Source organism: Streptomyces sp. NBC_00316 (assembly GCF_036158715.1).
In the GTDB taxonomy this organism is placed as follows: Bacteria; Actinomycetota; Actinomycetes; order Streptomycetales; family Streptomycetaceae; genus Streptomyces.
In genome coordinates this window covers 5,304,403-5,321,954 of the sequence record NZ_CP108023.1, presented here as the reverse complement: position 1 = coordinate 5,321,954, position 17,552 = coordinate 5,304,403, and the positions used below count along the sequence as shown (strand labels likewise).

Sequence of the window (17,552 nt, the reverse complement as noted above, 5' to 3'; positions counted from 1 at the left end):
GGGTAGACTCAGCGAGTTGCTCGGCGAGGGAGGCCGTACTCATGGGTACGGCGGTCCGTTATCGACGCGCTCTTCGTAGCAGGCCTGTCGTGGGCCGGGTGACCATCCCGTTTTCGTCACCCCACGAGGAGTGCAGTCATGGCCGAGATCAAGCTCGCCACCCAGCCCCGTTCCGAGTTCGGCAAGGGTGCTGCCCGCCGCGCCCGTCGTGACAACCAGGTTCCCGCGGTCGTCTACGGCCACGGCGCCGAGCCGGTCCACATCACGCTGCCGGCCCACGAGCTGCTGCTGGCGCTGCGTACCCCGAACGTTCTGATCGGCCTGGAGCTCGACGGCAAGAACGCGCTGGTCATCCCGAAGGCTGTGCAGCGCAACCCGCTCAAGGGCGACATCGAGCACGTCGACCTGCTGACCGTGAAGCGCGGCGAGAAGGTCAACGTCGAGATCGCGGTGCACGTCGAGGGCGAGCTGGCCCCGGGCGGCAACCTTCTCGAGTACGTGCAGAACACCCTGCTCGTCGAGGCCGAGGCCACCCACATCCCCGAGTCCGTCACGGTCTCCGTCGCGGGCCTGGACGCCGGTGACTCCATCCTCGCCAAGGACATCCCGCTGCCGTCCGGCTCGGTGCTGGCCGGCGACGAGGACGCTGTCGTCCTGCAGGTCGTCGCCGCGCAGGCCGAGGAGCCGGCCGCCGAGTCGGCCGAGGCCGAGGGCGCCGAGGCCTGAGCCTCGCCCTTCACGCTTGACCTGCTTGACTGACGGGGCGGCGGTTCCTTCTCCGGGGACCTGCCGCCCCGTCGGCCTGTATCCGGGCCATCCGGAACCATCCGTACGCGAAGGAGACCGAGCGCAGATGTCCGAAGCCACCGACCCCTGGCTCATCGTGGGCCTCGGCAATCCCGGTCCCGAGTATGCGGCGAACCGGCACAATGTCGGCTTCATGGTCGCCGACCTTCTCGCGGAGCGGATCGGCGGGAAGTTCAAGCGGGCGCAGAAGGCCCAGGCGCAGGTCGTCGAGGGGCGTATCGGTCCGCCGGGGCCGGCGAACCGCCGGGTGATTCTGGCCAAGCCGATGTCGTACATGAATCTTTCCGGTGGCCCTGTCACGGCGTTGCGCGATTTCTACAAGGTGCCGACCGATCACATCGTGGCGGTCCATGACGAGCTGGACATCGACTACGGGATGCTGCGGCTGAAGCTGGGCGGCGGCGACAACGGGCACAACGGGCTGAAGTCGATGACGAAGGCGATGGGCTCGGAGTATCACCGGATCCGGTTCGGGATCGGCCGCCCGCCGGGCCGGATGCAGGTCGCCGACTTCGTGCTGAAGGATTTCTCGTCCACCGAGCGCAAGGAGCTCGGCTATCTCGTGGACCGGGCGGCGGACTCGGTGGAGTGCCTGCTCGCGGAGGGTCTTGAGCGCGCACAGAGCGCGTACAACTCATGAGATAGCAGGGCGATCCCGGATCATTTCCGACCAGGGTCCGACGTGAAGTTGACCGAAAGCGTTCGCCTGCCCAAGGATCGCTCCCCATGAAGCGGAGCACTTCCCACCGCGCACTGCTCTACGGCCGCAGCGCCGCCCTGGGCTGCGTCGTCCTGCTGTTGCTCGTCGCGGGCGTCCTGTCGTCCTGGTCCTCGGCGCAGCACATCGTCCTCGCCAAGGGCCGTGAGCACGGCACGATGACGGTGACCGGCTGCGGCGCGGATGTCTGTACGGGTTCGTTCGCCCCGGCCGACGATGCAACCGCGCGTGCGCGTGTGAGGGTCGAGAAGTCCGTCGCGGTGCGGAAGGGCGGCAGGTATCCGGTCGTGGTGAAGCCCGGGACCGACGTTGTCGTGCGCACGGGGCTTCCGGGGTTTCTGCATGCCTGGGTGCCGCTCGGCGGCGCACTGCTGCTCGCCGCCCTGGTCATCGGCGGCGGTCTGCGGCTCACCCGGACCGCATGGGGAACCGGGATCGCGGGCGCGGTCCTGCTGGTGGCGACGTTCATCGCCCTCTGAGCCGTGCCCCGAGCCGCGCCCCGAGCGACTCCCGGGCCGCACTCCGGGCCCTTCCCCCGAACGCCCAGAGGCGCGGACGCCTGTGCGGGAGCTGTGTGTTCGCCCGATCGTTATCCGAGACCATTGGGGCAGAGCGATGCACAGGGGGCGGATGTGAACACATCAACCTTGACGGGCTGAAGCAGCCACAGGAAGCTGAGCCCTCCCCCCCACGGCATCCCTCATCTCTCACGTTGGACTGCCCATGCGCATACTCATTCCCGCCGGCGCTCTGGTCACCGCGGTGACCGCCTCGCTGCTGCTGGCACCTTCCGCCTCCGCGACGCCCAAGGGCGACAACGGCACGGTGAAGATCCACGACGCCAAGACCGGCGAGGAGCTTCGCAGGAACGAGCCGAAGGTCTGCTCCTTCTACCTCGACGCCTTCGGCTTCGACGCCACCCAGAAGGTCCAGTGGCACATCGAGGCCTGGGCCAACAACGACCTGGACAAGGGCGAGACGGTCAGGACGGGCGACTTCGCGCTCGATGGTTCCGGCCACGGCCGTACCACCGACATGACCCTGCCCGACGGCCAGTACAAGCTGTTCTGGAACTTCGAGGGCGAGAACGGCAAGGCCAAGCACAAGGTCTTCAAGAGCGACTGCGAGCCGGGCAAGCCCGGCGAGGAACCCACGAAGCCCGGTGAAGAGCCCACGAAGCCCGGCGAGGAGCCCTCGGCCACGCCGTCCACCGGCCCTTCCGCTCCCGGTGGCGAGCAGCCGTCCGGCGCCCCGTCGCCCTCGGAAAGCACCCCGGCCGGCGCTTCGGCTACCCAGGACGGCGCGTCCGGCAACCTCGCCGAGACCGGAAGCAGTGCCCCGGTCGGCATGTTGGCGGCAGTCGCCGTGGCGCTCGCCGCGGCCGGCGGCTTCCTGGTGATGCGTCGCCGCAAGGCTCAGCAGCACTGACGTCCGCGCAGCGAAGTGCCCCCACCGGATGCGTCCGGTGGGGGCACTGTCGTGCTGCGGGTGAGAGGGTCAGCCGGTGTTGCGCAGACCTGCGGCGACTCCGTTCACGGTGAGCAGCAGGGCTCGGGCGAGCAGCGGGTCGGCTTCCTCGCCGCGTTCGGCGGCCGCGCGCTGGCGGGCCAGCAGGGAGACCTGGAGGTAGGAGATCGGGTCGAGGTAGGCGTCGCGGATGGCGAAGGTCTGCTGGAGCACCGGGCTGGTGCCGAGCAGTTCGGTTCCGCCGGTGACCTTGAGGACTTCCCGTACGGTCAGTGCGTGCTCGGCCTCGATGTCGGCGAAGACGTGCTTCAGTTCGTCGGGGACGAGTGTGTCGACGTAGTGGCGGGCGATCCGCAGGTCGGTCTTGGCGAGTGTCATCTCGACGTTCGAGATGAAGTTCCGGAAGAAGTGCCACTGTTCGTGCATCTCGTCCAGGACGGTGTCCAGGCCGGCTTCGCGCAGTGCCTTGAGCCCGGAGCCGACGCCGTACCAGCCGGGCACGATCTGCCGGGACTGGGTCCAGCCGAAGACCCACGGGATGGCGCGCAGTCCGTCGAGGCCGGCGCCGGAGTCGGGGCGGCGTGACGGGCGGGACCCCAGGTGCAGTTCGGCGAGCTGGTCGACGGGGGTGGAGGCGAAGAAGTACGCGGGCAGGTCGGGGTCCTCGACCAGCTTGCGGTAGGCGGCGTGGGCGGCGTCGGAGACGGTGTCCATGGCCGCGTCCCAGCGGGCGAGGGCCTCGTCGGACTGGCGGGGTGCGGTGTGCAGCGCGGAGGCCTGGAGGGTGGCCGCGACGGTCAGTTCCAGGTTCTCCCGGGCGAGTGCCGGGATGAGGTACTTGTCGGAGATGACCTCGCCCTGTTCGGTCACCTTGATCTCGCCTTCCAGCGTGCCCCAGGGCTGGGCGAGGATCGCGTCGTGCGAGGGCCCGCCGCCGCGGCCGACGGTGCCGCCGCGGCCGTGGAAGAGGCGCAGGCGTACGCCGTAGCGGTGTGCGACGTCGCGCAGCCGGCGCTGGGCGCGGTGGATTTCCCACTGGGAGGTGGTGATGCCGCCGAACTTGGAGGAGTCGGAGTATCCGAGCATGACCTCCTGGACGTCGCCGCGCAGGGAGACGAGTCGCCGGTAGGAGGGGTCGGCGAGCATTTCGTCGAGGATGACGTCGGCGGCGCGCAGTTCGTCGGTGGTCTCCAGGAGCGGCACGATGCCGATCTTGGCCCAGCCGCCGTGCAGGTCGAGCAGTCCGGCTTCGCGGGCGAGTACGGCGGCGGCGAAGACGTCGTCGGCGCCCTGGCACATCGAGATGATGTACGACTCGATGACTTCGGGGCCGAACCGTTCGAAGGCTTCCTTGATGGTGTGGAAGACGCCGAGGGTCTTCTCGCCCGCGGCGTCGAGGGGGGCCGGGGTGGGGGCGAGCGGGCGGCGGGAGCGGAGTTCCTTGGCGAGGAGCTTCTGCCGGTAGTCGCGCGGCATGTCGGCGTAGCGCCAGGATTCCTCGCCGAGCCGGTCGAAGAGCTGGCCGAGGGTGTGGTGGTGGGCGTCGGCGTGTTCGCGTACGTCCATGGTGGCGAGCTGCAGGCCGAATGCGGAGAGTGTGCGGATGGTGCGGTCCATCCGGCCGTCGGCGAAGAGGCCGCCGCGGTGCTCGCGCAGGGAGGTCTGGATGAGTGCGAGGTCGGCGATGAGTTCGCTGGTGCCGAGGTAGTCGCAGCCGGGGCGGTGCGGGGTGCCGCCGGCGAGGCGTTCGCGGGTGTTGACGAGCTTCTGCCGGATGCAGGTGGCCTTGAGGCGGTACGGCTCCTCGGCGTTCAGCCGCTTGTAGCGGGGGCTGATCTCGGGGAGTCGTTCCAGGTCGGCTTCGAGGGAGGTGAGCAGTTCGTCGGTGGCGCCGGTGTAGCGGATGGAGTTGGAGAGCTGGGCGCGCAGGTAGTCGACGAGTTCCAGGGCGTCGGTGATGCCGTGCTCGTGCTGGAGGATCAGTACTTCCCAGGTGACGGCGGGGGTCACGTTGGGGTTGCCGTCGCGGTCGCCGCCGATCCAGGTGCCGAAGGTCAGGGGGCGGGTGCCTGCGGGCAGCTGGACGCCGACCCGCTCCAGCTCGGCGGCGAGGTCCTCGAGTACGTCGCCGACGGCGTTGGCGTGCAGTTCGTCGAGGTAGTAGATGGCGTTGCGGGCTTCGTCGGCGGGTTCCGGGCGGACCACGCGCAGTTCGTCGGTCTGCCAGATGAGGTCGATGTTCTCGGCGAGCCGCAGGTCGTGGCGGCGCCGGTCGGCTTCGATGACGGGGGTGTCGAGCAGTTCGGCGATGCGGCGGAGCTTGTTGAGCACGGAGCGCCGTGCGGCCTCGGTGGGGTGGGCGGTGAACACGGGCCGCACGTTGAGGTTCTTGACGGTCTCGCGCAGGTGCTGCGGGTCGGCGTCCTTCAGCCGGTCGGCGGTGCGGGCCAGGAGCCCGCCCTCGGCGGCGCGCCGGTCGCGCATCTCGTGGGCGCGGTGGACCTGCTCGGTGACGTTGGCGAGGTGGAAGTAGGTGGAGAAGGCGCGCACGAGTTGTGCGGCGGTCTCCAGGTCCGTGTCGCCGAGGAGTTCGGCGGCGGCTTCGCCGTCGGTGCGGGTCAGGGCACGGACGCGCTCGACGAGGTCGAGGAGTTCCTGGCCCTCCTGGCGTACGAGGGTCTCGCCCAGCAGATCACCCAGGCGGCGGATGTCGGCGCGCAGTTCGGGGCTGGCGGCGGGGGTCTGGTCGGCACTGCTCACAGTGTGCGGCTCCTTGCAGCGGATGAGGAGGTGCGTGGCGAAGCGTCTCCCTACAAGGGTGGTGGCGGGAGACGGGTGGGCACGTCTGTCAGGGGGTCCGGGGGGCGCATGATGCGGTCACCCGCCCGGGAAAGCAGAGTGCGGACCGCGCTGTCCGACGGTTCCAGGATAGGTGTCGACGGCGTCGGTGCGGTTCGCGGCCCGCTCGGTGTTCCGTCGGGCCCGGGGGCTCGCACCCGCCCGGTCGGGCTCTCGTGCTGCGGGCCTCCGCGCTGTCATACTTACGAAGCCGTAGGTTACGGATGCGTAGCCAGAGCTTTCCGTCGTACTCCTCACCCTCCAGGGGCTCCCCATGAACACCACCCCCGACGTGATCGGCGACGCCCGGGAACCGGCGGCCGACGGTCCGGATCTCCCCTCCGCCACGCTCGGTGGCGACGACAAGCGGTCGATCGAGCAGATCGCCCTGCTGCTGTTCATCGTGGTGCCGTTCGTGGCCCTGGTCGCGGCGGTGCCGCTGGCGTGGGGGCGCGGGGTGAGCTGGCTCGATCTGGGTCTGCTGGTCGCCATGTACTACATCGGCTGCCACGGCATCACGATCGGTTTCCACCGCTACTTCACCCATGGTTCGTTCAAGGCGAAGCGCCCGCTCCGTATCGCCCTGGCCGTCGCCGGGTCGCTCGCGGTGGAGGGGCCGCTGGTGCGCTGGGTGGCGGACCACCGCAAGCATCACCGTTTCTCCGACGCCGACGGCGATCCGCACTCGCCGTGGCGGTTCGGGGAGTCGCTCCCGGCGCTCATGAAGGGCCTGTGGTGGGCGCACATCGGCTGGATGTTCGACGAGGAGCAGACGCCGCAGCACAAGTACGCCCCGGACCTGATCAAGGACCCGGCGGTTCGCGGGGTCTCCCGTCACTTCCTCACCTTCACGATCGTCTCGCTGGCGGTTCCGCCGCTGGTCGGCGGTCTGGTGACGATGTCGTGGTGGGGTGCGGCGACGGCGTTCTTCTGGGGCTCTCTCGTACGGGTGGCGCTCCTGCACCACGTCACGTGGTCGATCAACTCGATCTGTCACGCGGTCGGCAAGCGCCCGTTCAAGTCCCGTGACCGGTCCGGGAATGTGTGGTGGCTGGCGGTTCTGTCCTGCGGCGAGTCGTGGCACAACCTGCACCATGCGGACCCGACGAGCGCCCGGCACGGGGTGCTGCGGGGCCAGGTCGACTCCAGTGCCCGGCTGATCCGGTGGTTCGAGAAGCTCGGCTGGGCGTACGACGTGCGCTGGCCGGACGCGTCCCGGATCGACTCCCGGCGCAAGCCCGCACGGGCCGACGCGGCATGATTGACGGCGTGGCGACCGACGGCAGCACGAGCAGCGAGAAGAACCGGCCTTCCTCCACCCGGCGCACCCGCCGCGTGCGGATGACGGGCAAGGAACGCCGCGAGCAGCTGCTGGACATCGGCCGCACCCTTTTCGCCGACAAGGGTTTCGAAGGCACGTCGGTCGAGGAGATCGCGGCCCGCGCCGGTGTCTCCAAGCCGGTCGTGTACGAGCACTTCGGCGGCAAGGAGGGCCTGTACGCGGTGGTGGTCGACCGTGAGATGCGCCAGCTGCTCGACATGGTGACCAGCGCACTGACGGCGGGTCATCCGCGTGAGCTCCTGGAGCAGGCGGCGTTCGCGCTGCTCGATTACATCGAGACGTACACGGACGGCTTCCGCATCCTGGTCCGTGACTCTCCCGTCGCCCAGTCGACGGGTACGTTCGCGTCCCTGATCAGCGACATCGCCACTCAGGTGGAGGACATTCTGGGCCTGGAGTTCAAGGCCCGCGGCTTCGACCCGAAGCTGGCGCCGCTGTACGCGCAGGCGCTGGTCGGCATGGTGGCGCTGACGGGTCAGTGGTGGCTGAACGTGCGCAAGCCGAAGAAGGCCGAGGTGGCGGCGCATCTGGTGAACCTGGCCTGGCACGGCTTGGAGAACCTGGAGTCGAAGCCGCGGCTGATCGGACACCGCAAGAGCTGAGCGGCGCGGGGCGCCCACCCGGCACCCGCGCGCCTGCGGCTTACGCGGCTTCTGCGGCTTCTGCGGCTTCTGCGGCCTCCGTACCGCCACTCCGAACAGCAGAACCCCGTTACTTCTCAATCGTTAAACCACCTCGGCCCCGTGGGTCACAGCTGTAGAGTCTGCGACTGTCCCGGGCACCGATTCACCATGCATGTAACGCATCCGTGAATCCGTTCGACCCGGTTCCACCACTGACCCCTGGGGGGGCTTTGTCTTCTGTGGAACCCGCCCTGTCCGCGCTCGCACGCCCGAAGCGTGCGCGCCGGATCGCGGCTTGCACCGCTCTTGTTCTCTCGGCCGGCATGCTGCTGGCCGCCCCGGCCTCGGCCGATGCCACACCCGCACCGCACCGCACTGTGACGGAGCGGCCCACGTCCTCGACGGGCCTGCGGCCGACCCTGACCCTGCCGAAGCACACCGCCCGGAAGCAGAAGGCGGCAGCGGCGGAAGGTGCGGGCGGCGCGGCCGTTGCGGCGAAGCCCCGTGCGGACTTCGACGACGACGGCTACTCCGACCTGATCTACCGGACGTACGACGCCGAACTCCTCATCTCGCCGAGCACCGCCGATCAGGCGCATGCGTTCGAGATCCCCGGCAAGGCTCCGGACGTGCACAAGGACGTCATTCCGGTCGGCGACCAGACGGGCGACGGGGTCGCGGACGTCCTGACCCTGTCGCCGTACGGCTCGCTCTCGTTCCATGCGGGTATGTCGGCGGCGGGCACCGGGAACTCGACCTGGACCGGCAAGGGCTGGCAGATCTACAACAAGGTGCTCTCGCCCGGTGACCTGACCGGCGACGGACGGTCCGACCTGCTGGCCCGCACGCCTGCGGGCGAGCTGTACCTGTACGCGGCCACCGGCAACACGGCCGCCTCCCCCTTCTCCGCACGGGTGCTGATCGGTAAGGGCTGGGGCGCGTACGACCAGCTCATCGGGGCGAACGACGTCACCGGGGACGGCATCGCCGACCTCTACGGGCGGACCGTCTCCGGCGAGCTGTACTTCTACACGGGCACCGGCTCCACGGCAGCCCCGTTCACCGATCCCGACCACGTCGGGCGTGGCTGGAAGATCTACAACCAGGTCATCGGCGTCGACGACCTGAACGGCGACGGCCGGGGCGACCTGCTCGGCCGCGCGGTCAACGGGGACGTCTACGTCTACCTCGCCACCGGCACCGGCGGCGAACTCGCGACGCGTGTGGCGGGCGGCACCGGTATGAACGTGGCATCGCTCATCGCCGGCACGGGCGGCGCCCCTGACTACGGCAAGAGCGATCTCCTCGGGCTCGACTCCGAGGGCACGCTCTGGGCCTACTGGTCGCTGAACAACGGCAAGCTGAGCCCGCGTGCCCGCTGGAGCGACGTGGGCGGGTGGAAGGGCGCCAAGCCCGTCGGCGCGTCCTCGCTCAAGGAGACCACCCTGGCCAGTCTGCTGGAGGTGTTCGACGGCGGGCTCTACAACTACACCTACATGGACAGCGTTCACAGGATGAGCAGCGCCTGGGGCAGCTACAACGTCACCGTCGGCCCCGGCGACCTGACCGGCGACGGCAAGGGTGACGTGCTGACCCGCGACACCGACGGCTACCTGTACATCCATCCCGGCAACGGCACAGGCAGCGGTTTCGATGCCCGCATCAGGGTCGGCGGCGGCTGGAACGCGTACAACATGATCATCGGCGCCGGCGACTTCACCGGGGACGGCCGCACCGACGTGGTGGCCCGCGACTCCGCGGGGGTGCTCAAGATGTACCGGGGCACCGGCGACAAGTACAAGCCGTTCCAGTCCCCGTTCCCCGTCGGCAGGGGCTGGAACACCTACACGAAGCTGGCCGCGCCCGGCGACCTCACCGGGGACGGCAAGGCCGACCTCGTCGGGGTCGACCGCAACGGCAGCCTCTACCTCTACATCTCGAACGGCTCCGGCCAGTTCGCCGCCCCGGTCAGGCTCGGCGGCGGCTGGAACACGTACAGCATCCTGAACTGATCACCCCGCACCACACAGAGCGCCCTGCGGCCGGGCTTCCGGCGGCAGGGCGCTCCTGCGTGCCGGCGCCGGGACTCATCCCACCGGCTCCAGGAACTCCAGCCGGTTGCCCACCGGGTCGTGGGAGAAGAAACGCCGGTGGCCCGGCAGACCGGTGTCCCAGCGGACCTCCGCGCCACGGGCCTCCAGCCGCGACGCGTACGCGTCGATGTCCGTGACGCGCAGGCCGGGGTGCGCCTTCCTCGCCGGGCGGAAGTCCTTCTCGACGCCCAGGTGGAGCTGGACCGGGCCCGCCTGGAACCAGCAGCCGCCACGAGCGGCCAGGACCGGCGGGTCGCGGCTTCTGTACTGCCGCCCTGCCGTTCCGAACGGCGGGAACTCCGTTATTACTCAATCGTTAAACCACTTCAGTCCCGTGGGTCACAGCTGTAGAGTCTGTGGCTATCCCGGGCATTGATTCACCATGCATGTAACGCATCTGTGAATCCGTTCGACCCGGTTCCACCACTGACCCCTGGGGGGGCTTTGTCTTCTGTGGAACCCGCCCTGTCCGTGCCCGCGCGCCCGAAGCGCGCGCGCCGGATCGCGGCTTGCACCGCTCTTGTTCTCTCGGCCGGCATGCTGCTGGCCGCCCCGGCCTCGGCCGATGCCACACCCGCACCGCACGCCCCGGCCGTCGAGCGGCCCGCGCAGCCCCGGCTCGACCGGCTGCCGACGCTCACGCTGCCGCAGCGCACCGCCAAGAAGTCCCCGGCCGCGCGTGTCGCGGGCGAGGCCGACGCGGTCATCCCGGCGAAGCCGCGTCAGGACGTGGACGGCGACGGGTACAGCGACCTGATGGAACGCGGCATCGACGGACAGCTGTACGTCTACCCGTCGGCCGGTGCCGAAAGCCACACCTACACGATCAACGGCGACTACGAGGAGCAGTACAAGGACATCATCGCGCCGGGCGACCTCGACGGCGGCGGCGGTCCCGACTTCTTCACCCTGTCGGCGACCGGCACCCTCTCGCTCTTCCAGAGCTGGGGGGCGGACAGCACCGGCTACGCCACCTGGTCCGGCAAGGGCTGGCAGATCTACAACAAGGTCTTCGCTCCCGGCGACCTGAACGGGGACGGCCGGGGCGACGTCCTGGCCCGTACGCCCTCGGGTGAGCTGTACCTCTACACGACCACGGGCGCGGTCGAGAGCAACCCGTTCACCTCGCGGGTCAAGGTCGGCAACGGCTGGGGCGCGTACGACCAGCTCGTCGGCGCGAACGACATGAACGGCGACGGCATCGGCGACCTGATCGCCCGTACGACCGCCGGCGAGCTGTACTTCTACGCCGGCACCGGCACCGCCGCAACCCCGTTCAAGGGCCGGGTGAAGGTCGGCAACGGCTGGAACGCGTACAACCAGCTCATCGGGATCGACGACCAGACCGGCGACGGCCTGGCCGACCTCCTCGTGCGCACCCAGTCCGGCACGATGTACTACTACGAGTCGACCGGGTACGGCACCTTCCTCCCCCGCAGCACGTGGGGGACGAACTGGAACGTCGCATCGCTGTTCCTCGGAGCGGGCGGAAACCCCGACTTCGGCAAGAACGACCTGATGGGGCTGGACGGCAAGAACAACCTGTACTGGTACTACGCGAAGAACAACGGGGCATTCGGCGACCGCCAGCTCATCGACCAGTTCCCGTCGGGCCTCAGCTTCACACTGGCCTCGTCCTTCGACAAGGACGGCCAGTCCGACCTGCCGATCGTGTACAAGGGCACGCTCTACAACGGCGATTACACGATCGGCAACGGCTGGGACATCTACAACAGCCTCGTCGGTCCGGGCGACCTGAGCGGCGACGGCAAGGGCGACCTGCTGGCGCGGGACCGGTCCGGCAACCTCTACCTGTACCGCGGCAACGGCACGGGCAGCGCGTTCGCCACCCGGATCAAGGTCGGTTCCGGCTGGGGTGCGTACAACAAGCTCCTCGGCGCGGGCGACTACACCGGTGACGGCCGCACGGACCTCCTGGCCCGCACCACCGGCGGCACCCTCTACCTGTACGCGGGCACGGGCAACGCCTCCGCCCCGTTCAAGTCGCGGGTCTCCATCGGCGCCGGCTGGAACACCTACAACAAGCTCGCCGCACCCGGCGACATCAACGGTGACGGCAAGGGCGACATCGTCGGCGTCAACTCCGCCGGCGACCTCTACCGCTACACCTCGACCGGAACCGGGAAGTTCGCGGCGAAGGTCCGGGTCGGCGGCGGCTGGAACACCTACCGCAACCTGTACTGAGCACCCCGCACCACACAGAGCGCCCTGCGGCCGGGCTTCCGGCGGCAGGGCGCTCCTGCGTGCCCGCGCCGGGACTCATCCCACCGGCTCCAGGAACTCCAGCCGGTTGCCCACCGGGTCGTGGGAGAAGAAACGCCGGTGGCCCGGCAGACCGGTGTCCCAGCGGACCTCCGCGCCGCAGGCCTCCAGCCGCGACGCATACGCCTCGATGTCCGTGACACGCAGGCCGGGGTGCGCCTTCCTCGCCGGGCGGAAGTCCTTCTCGACGCCCAGGTGGAGCTGGACCGGACCCGCCTGGAACCAGCAGCCGCCGCGGACGGCCAGGACCGGCGGCTTCGGGATCTCCGTCATGCCGAGGGTGCCGGCGTAGTAGGCGCGCAGAAGGTCCTCCGCACCTTCCGGGGCGGCCAGTTGGACGTGGTCGAGGGCGGCGATCATCAGCTCTCCCGCCGGGACTTGTGCGCCACGGCGAAGATGCGGCGGAACGGGAAGACCGTGCCGTGCGGGCCCTTCGGGTACGCGGTGCGCAGTGCATCGCGGTATTCGGCGAGGAAGGCGTCCCTGGCCTGCGGGTCGTCCGCGAGCGCCGTCAGGACCGGGCGCAGACCGGTGCCCTTGACCCAGTCCAGGGCGGCGTCCTCGCCCTGGAGGAGATGCAGGTAGGTGGTCTCCCAGACGTCGGCGGTGATGCCGGGGGCGGTGAGGCGGTCGAGGTAGGCGGTGGGCGTCAGGACCGCGTCGCCGTGGCGCAGGATGCCGCCCAGGCGGGAGCGCCAGCGGGGCGACTCGGCCAGTTCGCGCATCAGGACGTGGGTGGGCTGGTCGAAGTTGCCGGGGACCTGCAAGGCGAACGTACCGCCGGGGGTGAGGGCGTCGAGCCAGGCCGGGAAGCGGTCGGCGTGGCCGGGGACCCATTGGAGCAGCGCGTTGGAGACGATCACGTCGTGCGGCTCCGGCGGCGTCCAGGTCGTCGCGTCGGCCTCGGCGAAGTCCAGGAGGGGGGTGGCGTGGGCCTGGGCCCGTTCCAGCATCTGGGGGGAGTTGTCGTAGCCGGTGATGCGGGCCTTGGGCCAGCGGTCGGCGAGGAGGGCCGTGACGTTGCCGGCTCCGCAGCCGAGGTCCGCGATGCGCGGTGCGGGGGCGGCCGGGGGCTCGGGGATGCGGGCCAGGAGGTCGTGGAACGGGCGGGTGCGGTGGTCGGCGTGGCGCAGGTACTGCTGCGGGTCCCAGGTGGGTGTCGTCATGCAGCAAGGATCACCAGCCCACTATCTTGATGTCAAGACACTTGAATTCAAGAGACTTCATGTCGACAGACCCTTTACACTGATCCACATGGAGGACGAGGTCGACCGACTGGTCGCAGCATGGCGCCGCGAGCGCCCCGACCTCGACGTGGAACCGCTCGAGGTGCTCAGCCGCGTCTCGCGCCTCGCCCGTCACCTCGACCGGGCCCGCCGGATCGCCTTCGCCGAGCACAACCTCGAGCCGTGGGAGTTCGACGTGCTGACGTCGCTGCGCCGCGCGGGCGCCCCGTACCAGCTCTCCCCCGGCCAGCTGCTGACCCAGACCCTGGTCACCTCGGGCACGATGACCAACCGGATCGACCGGCTGACCAAGAAGAACCTCGTCGAGCGGCTCCCCGACCCCAGCGACCGGCGCGGCGTCCTCGTCCGGCTCACCGCCGAGGGGCGCGACAAGGCCGACCAGTCGCTGGCCGGGCTGCTCGCCCAGGAACGGGCCATCCTGGGCGAACTCTCCCGTCAGCAGCGTTTCGAACTGGCCTCGCTGCTACGCCAGTTGACCGCCCCGTTCGACAACATCCCCGGCTAGCTCGGCAGGTCCGACACCGGCCCGCCGGGCCAGGGCGACCGCGGCCAGGGTCGAGTGCACGCCCAGCTTCCCCAGCACGTTCTGCATATGCGTACGCACCGTGTGCGGCGAGAGGAACAGCCGCTCCGCCACCGCCTTGCGGCCCAGTCCCGCCACCATGCAGCGCAGCACTTCGCGCTCGCGCGGGGTCAGCGACTCGACCAGGCGCTCGCTCTCGGTGCGGTGCTTGCGGGCCGCCGTCAGTTCCCGCAGCACGCCGGTGAGCAGCGCGGGCGGAAGGTGCGTCTCGTCGCGCAGCACCCCGCGGATGACCGTGAGCAGCCGCTGCAGCGAGCAGTCCTTGGCCACCCAGCCCGACGCTCCGGCCTGCAGCGCAAGCGCGGCCCGGCGCGCGTCGTCCTTCTCGGCGAGCACCACCGTGCGGACGGACGGCTGGCCCGCACGGACCCCGGCGACCAGCGAGATCCCGTCGACCGGGCTGTCACCACTGCGCGGGACGGGGACCGGGCCCGGGACGGCGCGTCCGCCCGGCGACAGGCTGCCCAGTTCGGCATCGACGAGCATCACGTCGTACGTGCGGCCTTCGGCGGCCGCGCGCTCCAGGCAGCGCAGCGCGGCGGGGCCGCTGCCCGCCGCGGACACCTCGACGTCCGGCTCGGCCGCGAGGGCCGCCGCAAGCGATTCGGCGAAAATGCGGTGGTCGTCCACCACGAGAACCCGGATACGGACCACAGGAACCCCCAGCTGCGTCTGGCCCGGGGCCACCCCCGGCACCCCGACGGGGCGGACAAGTGCGGGTACGACGCCCGGAGCGCTGAGGTGAACCGCAATGCCACGGCCGCCGCCGTGTGCCGGCTGCCACCCCGCCCCGGGCGTCGTACCCGACCGTCTCGTACCCCTGAATCAGCACCGGCCCCCACCGGTGCTGTGCATCAGCGTACGGCTGAGGGCCCGAAGCGGAAGGCAATTGACAGAACTGATGGACCTCGGTGTTTAGGGTGTGGTTCATGTTTCGTCTTGAGACAGAAGTAGACAAAGATCGTCGTCTTCTGCTGGGTGAACGGCTGCATCACAGCAATACGGAGCGCTCACCGGAGCTCCGCACCCTGCTCGCCACGCCGGCCGAGCACGAACTCCCGCTCGAGGTGTGGGCGATGGACGACCGAGGTGCGCTGGCCGGCGGGCTGGCCGGACGCACCTGGGCCTACTGGCTCCATGTGGATCTGCTCTGGGTCGGCGAGGAGCACCGCGGCTCCGGCCTCGGCTCGCAGCTGCTCGCCGAGGCGGAGCGGGTGGCCGTGGCGGACCGCGGCTGCACCCGCTCCCGGCTGGAGACCTGGGGGTTCCAGGCTCCCGGCTTCTACCGGAAGCGGGGGTACGAGGTGAGCGGGCAGGTCGACGACTACCCGCCCGGAGTCACCGAGTTCATCCTGACGAAGTCCTTCGGCTGACCCACGGGCTCAGCCGGTGCGGCGGGCGCCGGCCGACGGGACCGCCGGAAAGACCCCGGGCGTCGCGTATCCCGCCGAAGTGAACGCCTCCAGCACCGACTTGGTGACCGCGTCCGCGTCGCTCTCCTCCACCAGCACGATCGCCGAGCCGCCGAAGCCGCCGCCGGTCATCCGCGCGCCGAGCGCCCCGGCCGCATTCGCCGCGGAGACCACCAGGTCCAGTTCGGGGCAGGAGACCCGCAGATCGTCGCGGAGCGAGACATGGCCGGCCGTCAGAACGGGGCCCGCGGAGCGCACATCGCCCGCGTCGAGCAGTGCGATGACCTGCTCCACCCGCGCGTTGTCGCTGACGACATGGCGTACGTACCGCACGACCGACTCGTCCGCGCCGGCCTCGGCGAGGGTGTCGAGTGCAGCGCCGAGACCCTCGTACGGAAGGTCGCGCAGCGTCCCTATGCCGAGCGCCCGCGCACCCGCCTCGCAGCCGGCCCGCCGCTCCGCGTACGCGCCGTCGCCCAGCTCGTGCTTGACCCGGGTGTCGACGACCAGCAGCCGCAGTCCGTGCGCGGCCAGGTCGAACGGGACCTGGCGCTGGGTGAGGTCGCGGGTGTCGAGGTGCAGGGCGTGGCCGTCGGTGCAGCAGGCCGACGCCATCTGGTCCATGACGCCGCACGGCACGCCGACGAACGCGTTCTCGGCGCGCTGCGACAGGACCGCCAGTTCGGAGGCGGACAGGCCGAGTTCGAAGAGGTCGTTGAGGGCGAGTGCGGTGACCACTTCGAGGGCGGCGGACGAGGAGAGTCCGGCGCCGGTGGGGACGGTCGAGGTCAGCTGGATGTCCGCGCCGGTGACCTGGTGGCCGGCCTCGCGCAGCGCCCAGACGACGCCGGCCGGGTAGGCCGCCCAGCCGTGCCCGGAGTGCGGGGCCAGCTCGTCGACGCGGAGCCGGACGACACCGCCCGGCACGTCGGTGGAGTGCAGCCTCAGCTCTCCGTCGGTACGGCGGGCGACGGCCGCGCGCGCGGTGTGCGGCAGCGCGAGCGGCATCACGAAACCGTCGTTGAAGTCGGTGTACTCACCGATCAGGTTGACCCGGCCGGGCGCCGCCCAGACTCCTTCCGGGGCAGCGCCGTACAGCTCGGTGAAGGCGGTGACCAGCTCTGCGTTGTCGGCCGTGTGGTCGGTCATGGCGCGGTGGGCTCCTCTCGGCGGGCGAACGTCCAGGCGTCGGTGACGATTCCGGCCAGGTCGGCGCGGGACGGCTGCCAGCCGAGCCGTTCCCTGGCGGTGGCGGCGGAGGCGACCAGCACGGCCGGGTCCCCGGCGCGGCGCGGGGCCGCGGTCTCGGGGACCGGGTGGCCGGTGACCTTGCGGACGGTCTCGATGACCTCGCGTACCGAAAAGCCGTTGCCGTTGCCGAGGTTGCAGATCAGGTGCTCGCCCGCGGTGGCCGCGTCCAGGGCCAGGAGGTGGGCCTCGGCGAGGTCCGCGACGTGGATGTAGTCGCGGACGCAGGTGCCGTCGGGGGTCGGGTAGTCGTCGCCGTAGACGGAGATCGACTCGCGCCGGCCGAGCGCGACCTGGAGGACCAGCGGAATCAGATGCGACTCGGGGCTGTGCCGCTCCCCGTGGCTGCCGTACGCGCCGGCCACGTTGAAGTAGCGCAGCGAGACCGCGGCCAGTCCGTGCGCGGCCGCCTCGCCGCTGATCATGTGGTCGACGGCCAGCTTCGTCGCGCCGTACGGGTTGGTGGGGGCGGTCGGGTCGGACTCCGTGATGGGGCTGGAGACCGGTTCGCCGTAGGTCGCGGCGGTGGAGGAGAAGACCAGGGTCCGCACCCCGGCGTCGCGCATCGCGGCGAGCAGCGCGGTCGTGCCGCCGACGTTGTTCACCCAGTACTTCTCGGGGTGGACGACGGACTCGCCGACCTGGGAGTACGCGGCGAAGTGCAGCACCCCGTCGTAGGAGGGGTCCAGCCAGCGCGCGGCGTCCTGGATGCGGCCCTCGATGAACTCGGCACCGGCGGGGACGCCCTCGCGGAATCCGGTCGACAGGTCGTCGAGGACGGTCACCCGGTGACCGGCTTCGAGCAGATGCGCGGCGACCACACTGCCGACGTAGCCTGCGCCGCCGGTGACCAGGTACTTCTTCCGGGGGCTGGGCAGGGGGTCGCTCTGG

At 70.3% G+C, this 17,552-nt stretch carries 16 protein-coding genes and 1 pseudogene; 10 read left to right on the top strand and 7 right to left on the bottom strand.

Features of this window, described 5'->3' with window-relative positions; translation table 11 throughout:
* Nucleotides 1-138: 138 nt before the first annotated feature.
* The 4 genes from OG878_RS23770 to OG878_RS23755 all read left to right on the top strand — a co-directional run bounded on the left by OG878_RS23770 (nucleotide 139) and on the right by OG878_RS23755 (nucleotide 2,953).
* Nucleotides 139-726 carry a 50S ribosomal protein L25/general stress protein Ctc gene (locus tag OG878_RS23770; protein WP_328888647.1) on the top strand — a complete coding sequence of 196 codons (588 nt, stop codon included), beginning with the start codon at nucleotides 139-141 and terminating at the stop codon, nucleotides 724-726.
* A 127-nt stretch (nucleotides 727-853) separates the two neighbouring features.
* Entirely contained in the window at nucleotides 854-1,447 is a 594-nt protein-coding gene (pth, locus tag OG878_RS23765) for an aminoacyl-tRNA hydrolase (RefSeq protein ID WP_328888646.1), read from the top strand.
* An 86-nt stretch (nucleotides 1,448-1,533) separates the two neighbouring features.
* Nucleotides 1,534-2,004 (top strand): hypothetical protein, encoded by a 471-nt coding sequence (locus tag OG878_RS23760; protein WP_328888645.1) that lies wholly within the window; start codon nucleotides 1,534-1,536, stop codon nucleotides 2,002-2,004.
* A 244-nt stretch (nucleotides 2,005-2,248) separates the two neighbouring features.
* Complete coding sequence (locus OG878_RS23755; protein ID WP_328888644.1) at nucleotides 2,249-2,953, top strand: LPXTG cell wall anchor domain-containing protein; 705 nt, start codon at nucleotides 2,249-2,251, stop codon at nucleotides 2,951-2,953.
* A gap of 69 nt (nucleotides 2,954-3,022) precedes the next feature.
* Here OG878_RS23755 and ppc read toward each other — a convergent pair whose 3' ends face one another.
* Entirely contained in the window at nucleotides 3,023-5,752 is a 2,730-nt protein-coding gene (ppc, locus tag OG878_RS23750) for a phosphoenolpyruvate carboxylase (RefSeq protein WP_328888643.1), read from the bottom strand.
* A 352-nt stretch (nucleotides 5,753-6,104) separates the two neighbouring features.
* Between ppc and OG878_RS23745 the strand changes: the two genes are divergently transcribed.
* From OG878_RS23745 to OG878_RS23735, 3 genes are all read left to right on the top strand, one after another.
* Nucleotides 6,105-7,091, top strand: a complete 987-nt coding sequence (locus OG878_RS23745) for an acyl-CoA desaturase (protein WP_328888642.1) — start codon at nucleotides 6,105-6,107, stop codon at nucleotides 7,089-7,091.
* Nucleotides 7,088-7,774 carry a TetR/AcrR family transcriptional regulator gene (locus OG878_RS23740; protein ID WP_277326622.1) on the top strand — a complete coding sequence of 229 codons (687 nt, stop codon included), beginning with the start codon at nucleotides 7,088-7,090 and terminating at the stop codon, nucleotides 7,772-7,774. The genes OG878_RS23745 and OG878_RS23740 overlap by 4 nt, the downstream gene beginning before the upstream one ends.
* A gap of 260 nt (nucleotides 7,775-8,034) precedes the next feature.
* Entirely contained in the window at nucleotides 8,035-9,807 is a 1,773-nt protein-coding gene (locus OG878_RS23735) for a VCBS repeat-containing protein (RefSeq protein ID WP_328891353.1), read from the top strand.
* Nucleotides 9,808-9,882: 75 nt separating this feature from the next.
* Here the strand turns inward: OG878_RS23735 and OG878_RS23730 are convergent.
* A pseudogene (locus tag OG878_RS23730) lies at nucleotides 9,883-10,140 on the bottom strand (VOC family protein); the annotation flags it as partial.
* Between the two features lie 285 nt (nucleotides 10,141-10,425).
* Here OG878_RS23730 and OG878_RS23725 point away from each other — a divergent pair.
* Nucleotides 10,426-12,093 (top strand): FG-GAP repeat domain-containing protein, encoded by a 1,668-nt coding sequence (locus OG878_RS23725; RefSeq protein WP_328888641.1) that lies wholly within the window; start codon nucleotides 10,426-10,428, stop codon nucleotides 12,091-12,093.
* 75 nt (nucleotides 12,094-12,168) lie between these two features.
* Here the strand turns inward: OG878_RS23725 and OG878_RS23720 are convergent, their stop codons facing one another.
* Nucleotides 12,169-12,531, bottom strand: a complete 363-nt coding sequence (locus OG878_RS23720; RefSeq protein WP_328888640.1) for a VOC family protein — start codon at nucleotides 12,529-12,531, stop codon at nucleotides 12,169-12,171.
* Nucleotides 12,531-13,337 carry a trans-aconitate 2-methyltransferase gene (locus OG878_RS23715; protein ID WP_328888639.1) on the bottom strand — a complete coding sequence of 269 codons (807 nt, stop codon included), beginning with the start codon at nucleotides 13,335-13,337 and terminating at the stop codon, nucleotides 12,531-12,533. The genes OG878_RS23720 and OG878_RS23715 overlap by 1 nt, the downstream gene beginning before the upstream one ends.
* Before the next feature lie 88 nt (nucleotides 13,338-13,425).
* Here OG878_RS23715 and OG878_RS23710 point away from each other — a divergent pair, with 88 nt between their 5' ends.
* Nucleotides 13,426-13,923 carry a MarR family winged helix-turn-helix transcriptional regulator gene (locus tag OG878_RS23710; RefSeq protein WP_328888638.1) on the top strand — a complete coding sequence of 166 codons (498 nt, stop codon included), beginning with the start codon at nucleotides 13,426-13,428 and terminating at the stop codon, nucleotides 13,921-13,923.
* Here OG878_RS23710 and OG878_RS23705 read toward each other — a convergent pair.
* A complete protein-coding gene (locus OG878_RS23705) occupies nucleotides 13,882-14,655 on the bottom strand; it encodes a response regulator transcription factor (RefSeq protein ID WP_328891352.1) in 774 nt (257 codons plus the stop codon). The genes OG878_RS23710 and OG878_RS23705 overlap by 42 nt on opposite strands.
* Before the next feature lie 275 nt (nucleotides 14,656-14,930).
* On the opposite strand from OG878_RS23705, the gene OG878_RS23700 reads away from it, so the two are divergent.
* On the top strand, nucleotides 14,931-15,374 hold the full coding sequence (locus OG878_RS23700; RefSeq protein WP_328888637.1) for a GNAT family N-acetyltransferase: 444 nt from the start codon (nucleotides 14,931-14,933) through the stop codon (nucleotides 15,372-15,374).
* 9 nt (nucleotides 15,375-15,383) lie between these two features.
* Here OG878_RS23700 and galK read toward each other — a convergent pair whose 3' ends face one another.
* Both galK and galE read right to left on the bottom strand, forming a co-directional pair.
* Entirely contained in the window at nucleotides 15,384-16,562 is a 1,179-nt protein-coding gene (gene galK / locus OG878_RS23695) for a galactokinase (protein WP_328888636.1), read from the bottom strand.
* A complete protein-coding gene (gene galE / locus OG878_RS23690) occupies nucleotides 16,559-17,539 on the bottom strand; it encodes a UDP-glucose 4-epimerase GalE (RefSeq protein WP_328891351.1) in 981 nt (326 codons plus the stop codon). Before galE ends, galK begins: the two co-directional genes overlap by 4 nt.
* Between the last annotated feature and the right edge of the window lie 13 nt (nucleotides 17,540-17,552).

Coding starts and splice junctions, on each gene's coding strand:
- OG878_RS23770 (WP_328888647.1), top strand. CDS start 139: ATGGCCGAGATCAAGCTCGCCACCCAGCCCCGTTCCGAGTTCGGCAAG.
- pth (WP_328888646.1), top strand. CDS start 854: ATGTCCGAAGCCACCGACCCCTGGCTCATCGTGGGCCTCGGCAATCCC.
- OG878_RS23760 (WP_328888645.1), top strand. CDS start 1,534: ATGAAGCGGAGCACTTCCCACCGCGCACTGCTCTACGGCCGCAGCGCC.
- OG878_RS23755 (WP_328888644.1), top strand. CDS start 2,249: ATGCGCATACTCATTCCCGCCGGCGCTCTGGTCACCGCGGTGACCGCC.
- OG878_RS23745 (WP_328888642.1), top strand. CDS start 6,105: ATGAACACCACCCCCGACGTGATCGGCGACGCCCGGGAACCGGCGGCC.
- OG878_RS23740 (WP_277326622.1), top strand. CDS start 7,088: ATGATTGACGGCGTGGCGACCGACGGCAGCACGAGCAGCGAGAAGAAC.
- OG878_RS23725 (WP_328888641.1), top strand. CDS start 10,426: ATGCTGCTGGCCGCCCCGGCCTCGGCCGATGCCACACCCGCACCGCAC.
- OG878_RS23720 (WP_328888640.1), bottom strand. CDS start 12,531: ATGATCGCCGCCCTCGACCACGTCCAACTGGCCGCCCCGGAAGGTGCG.
- OG878_RS23715 (WP_328888639.1), bottom strand. CDS start 13,337: ATGACGACACCCACCTGGGACCCGCAGCAGTACCTGCGCCACGCCGAC.
- OG878_RS23710 (WP_328888638.1), top strand. CDS start 13,426: ATGGAGGACGAGGTCGACCGACTGGTCGCAGCATGGCGCCGCGAGCGC.
- OG878_RS23700 (WP_328888637.1), top strand. CDS start 14,931: ATGTTTCGTCTTGAGACAGAAGTAGACAAAGATCGTCGTCTTCTGCTG.
- galK (WP_328888636.1), bottom strand. CDS start 16,562: ATGACCGACCACACGGCCGACAACGCAGAGCTGGTCACCGCCTTCACC.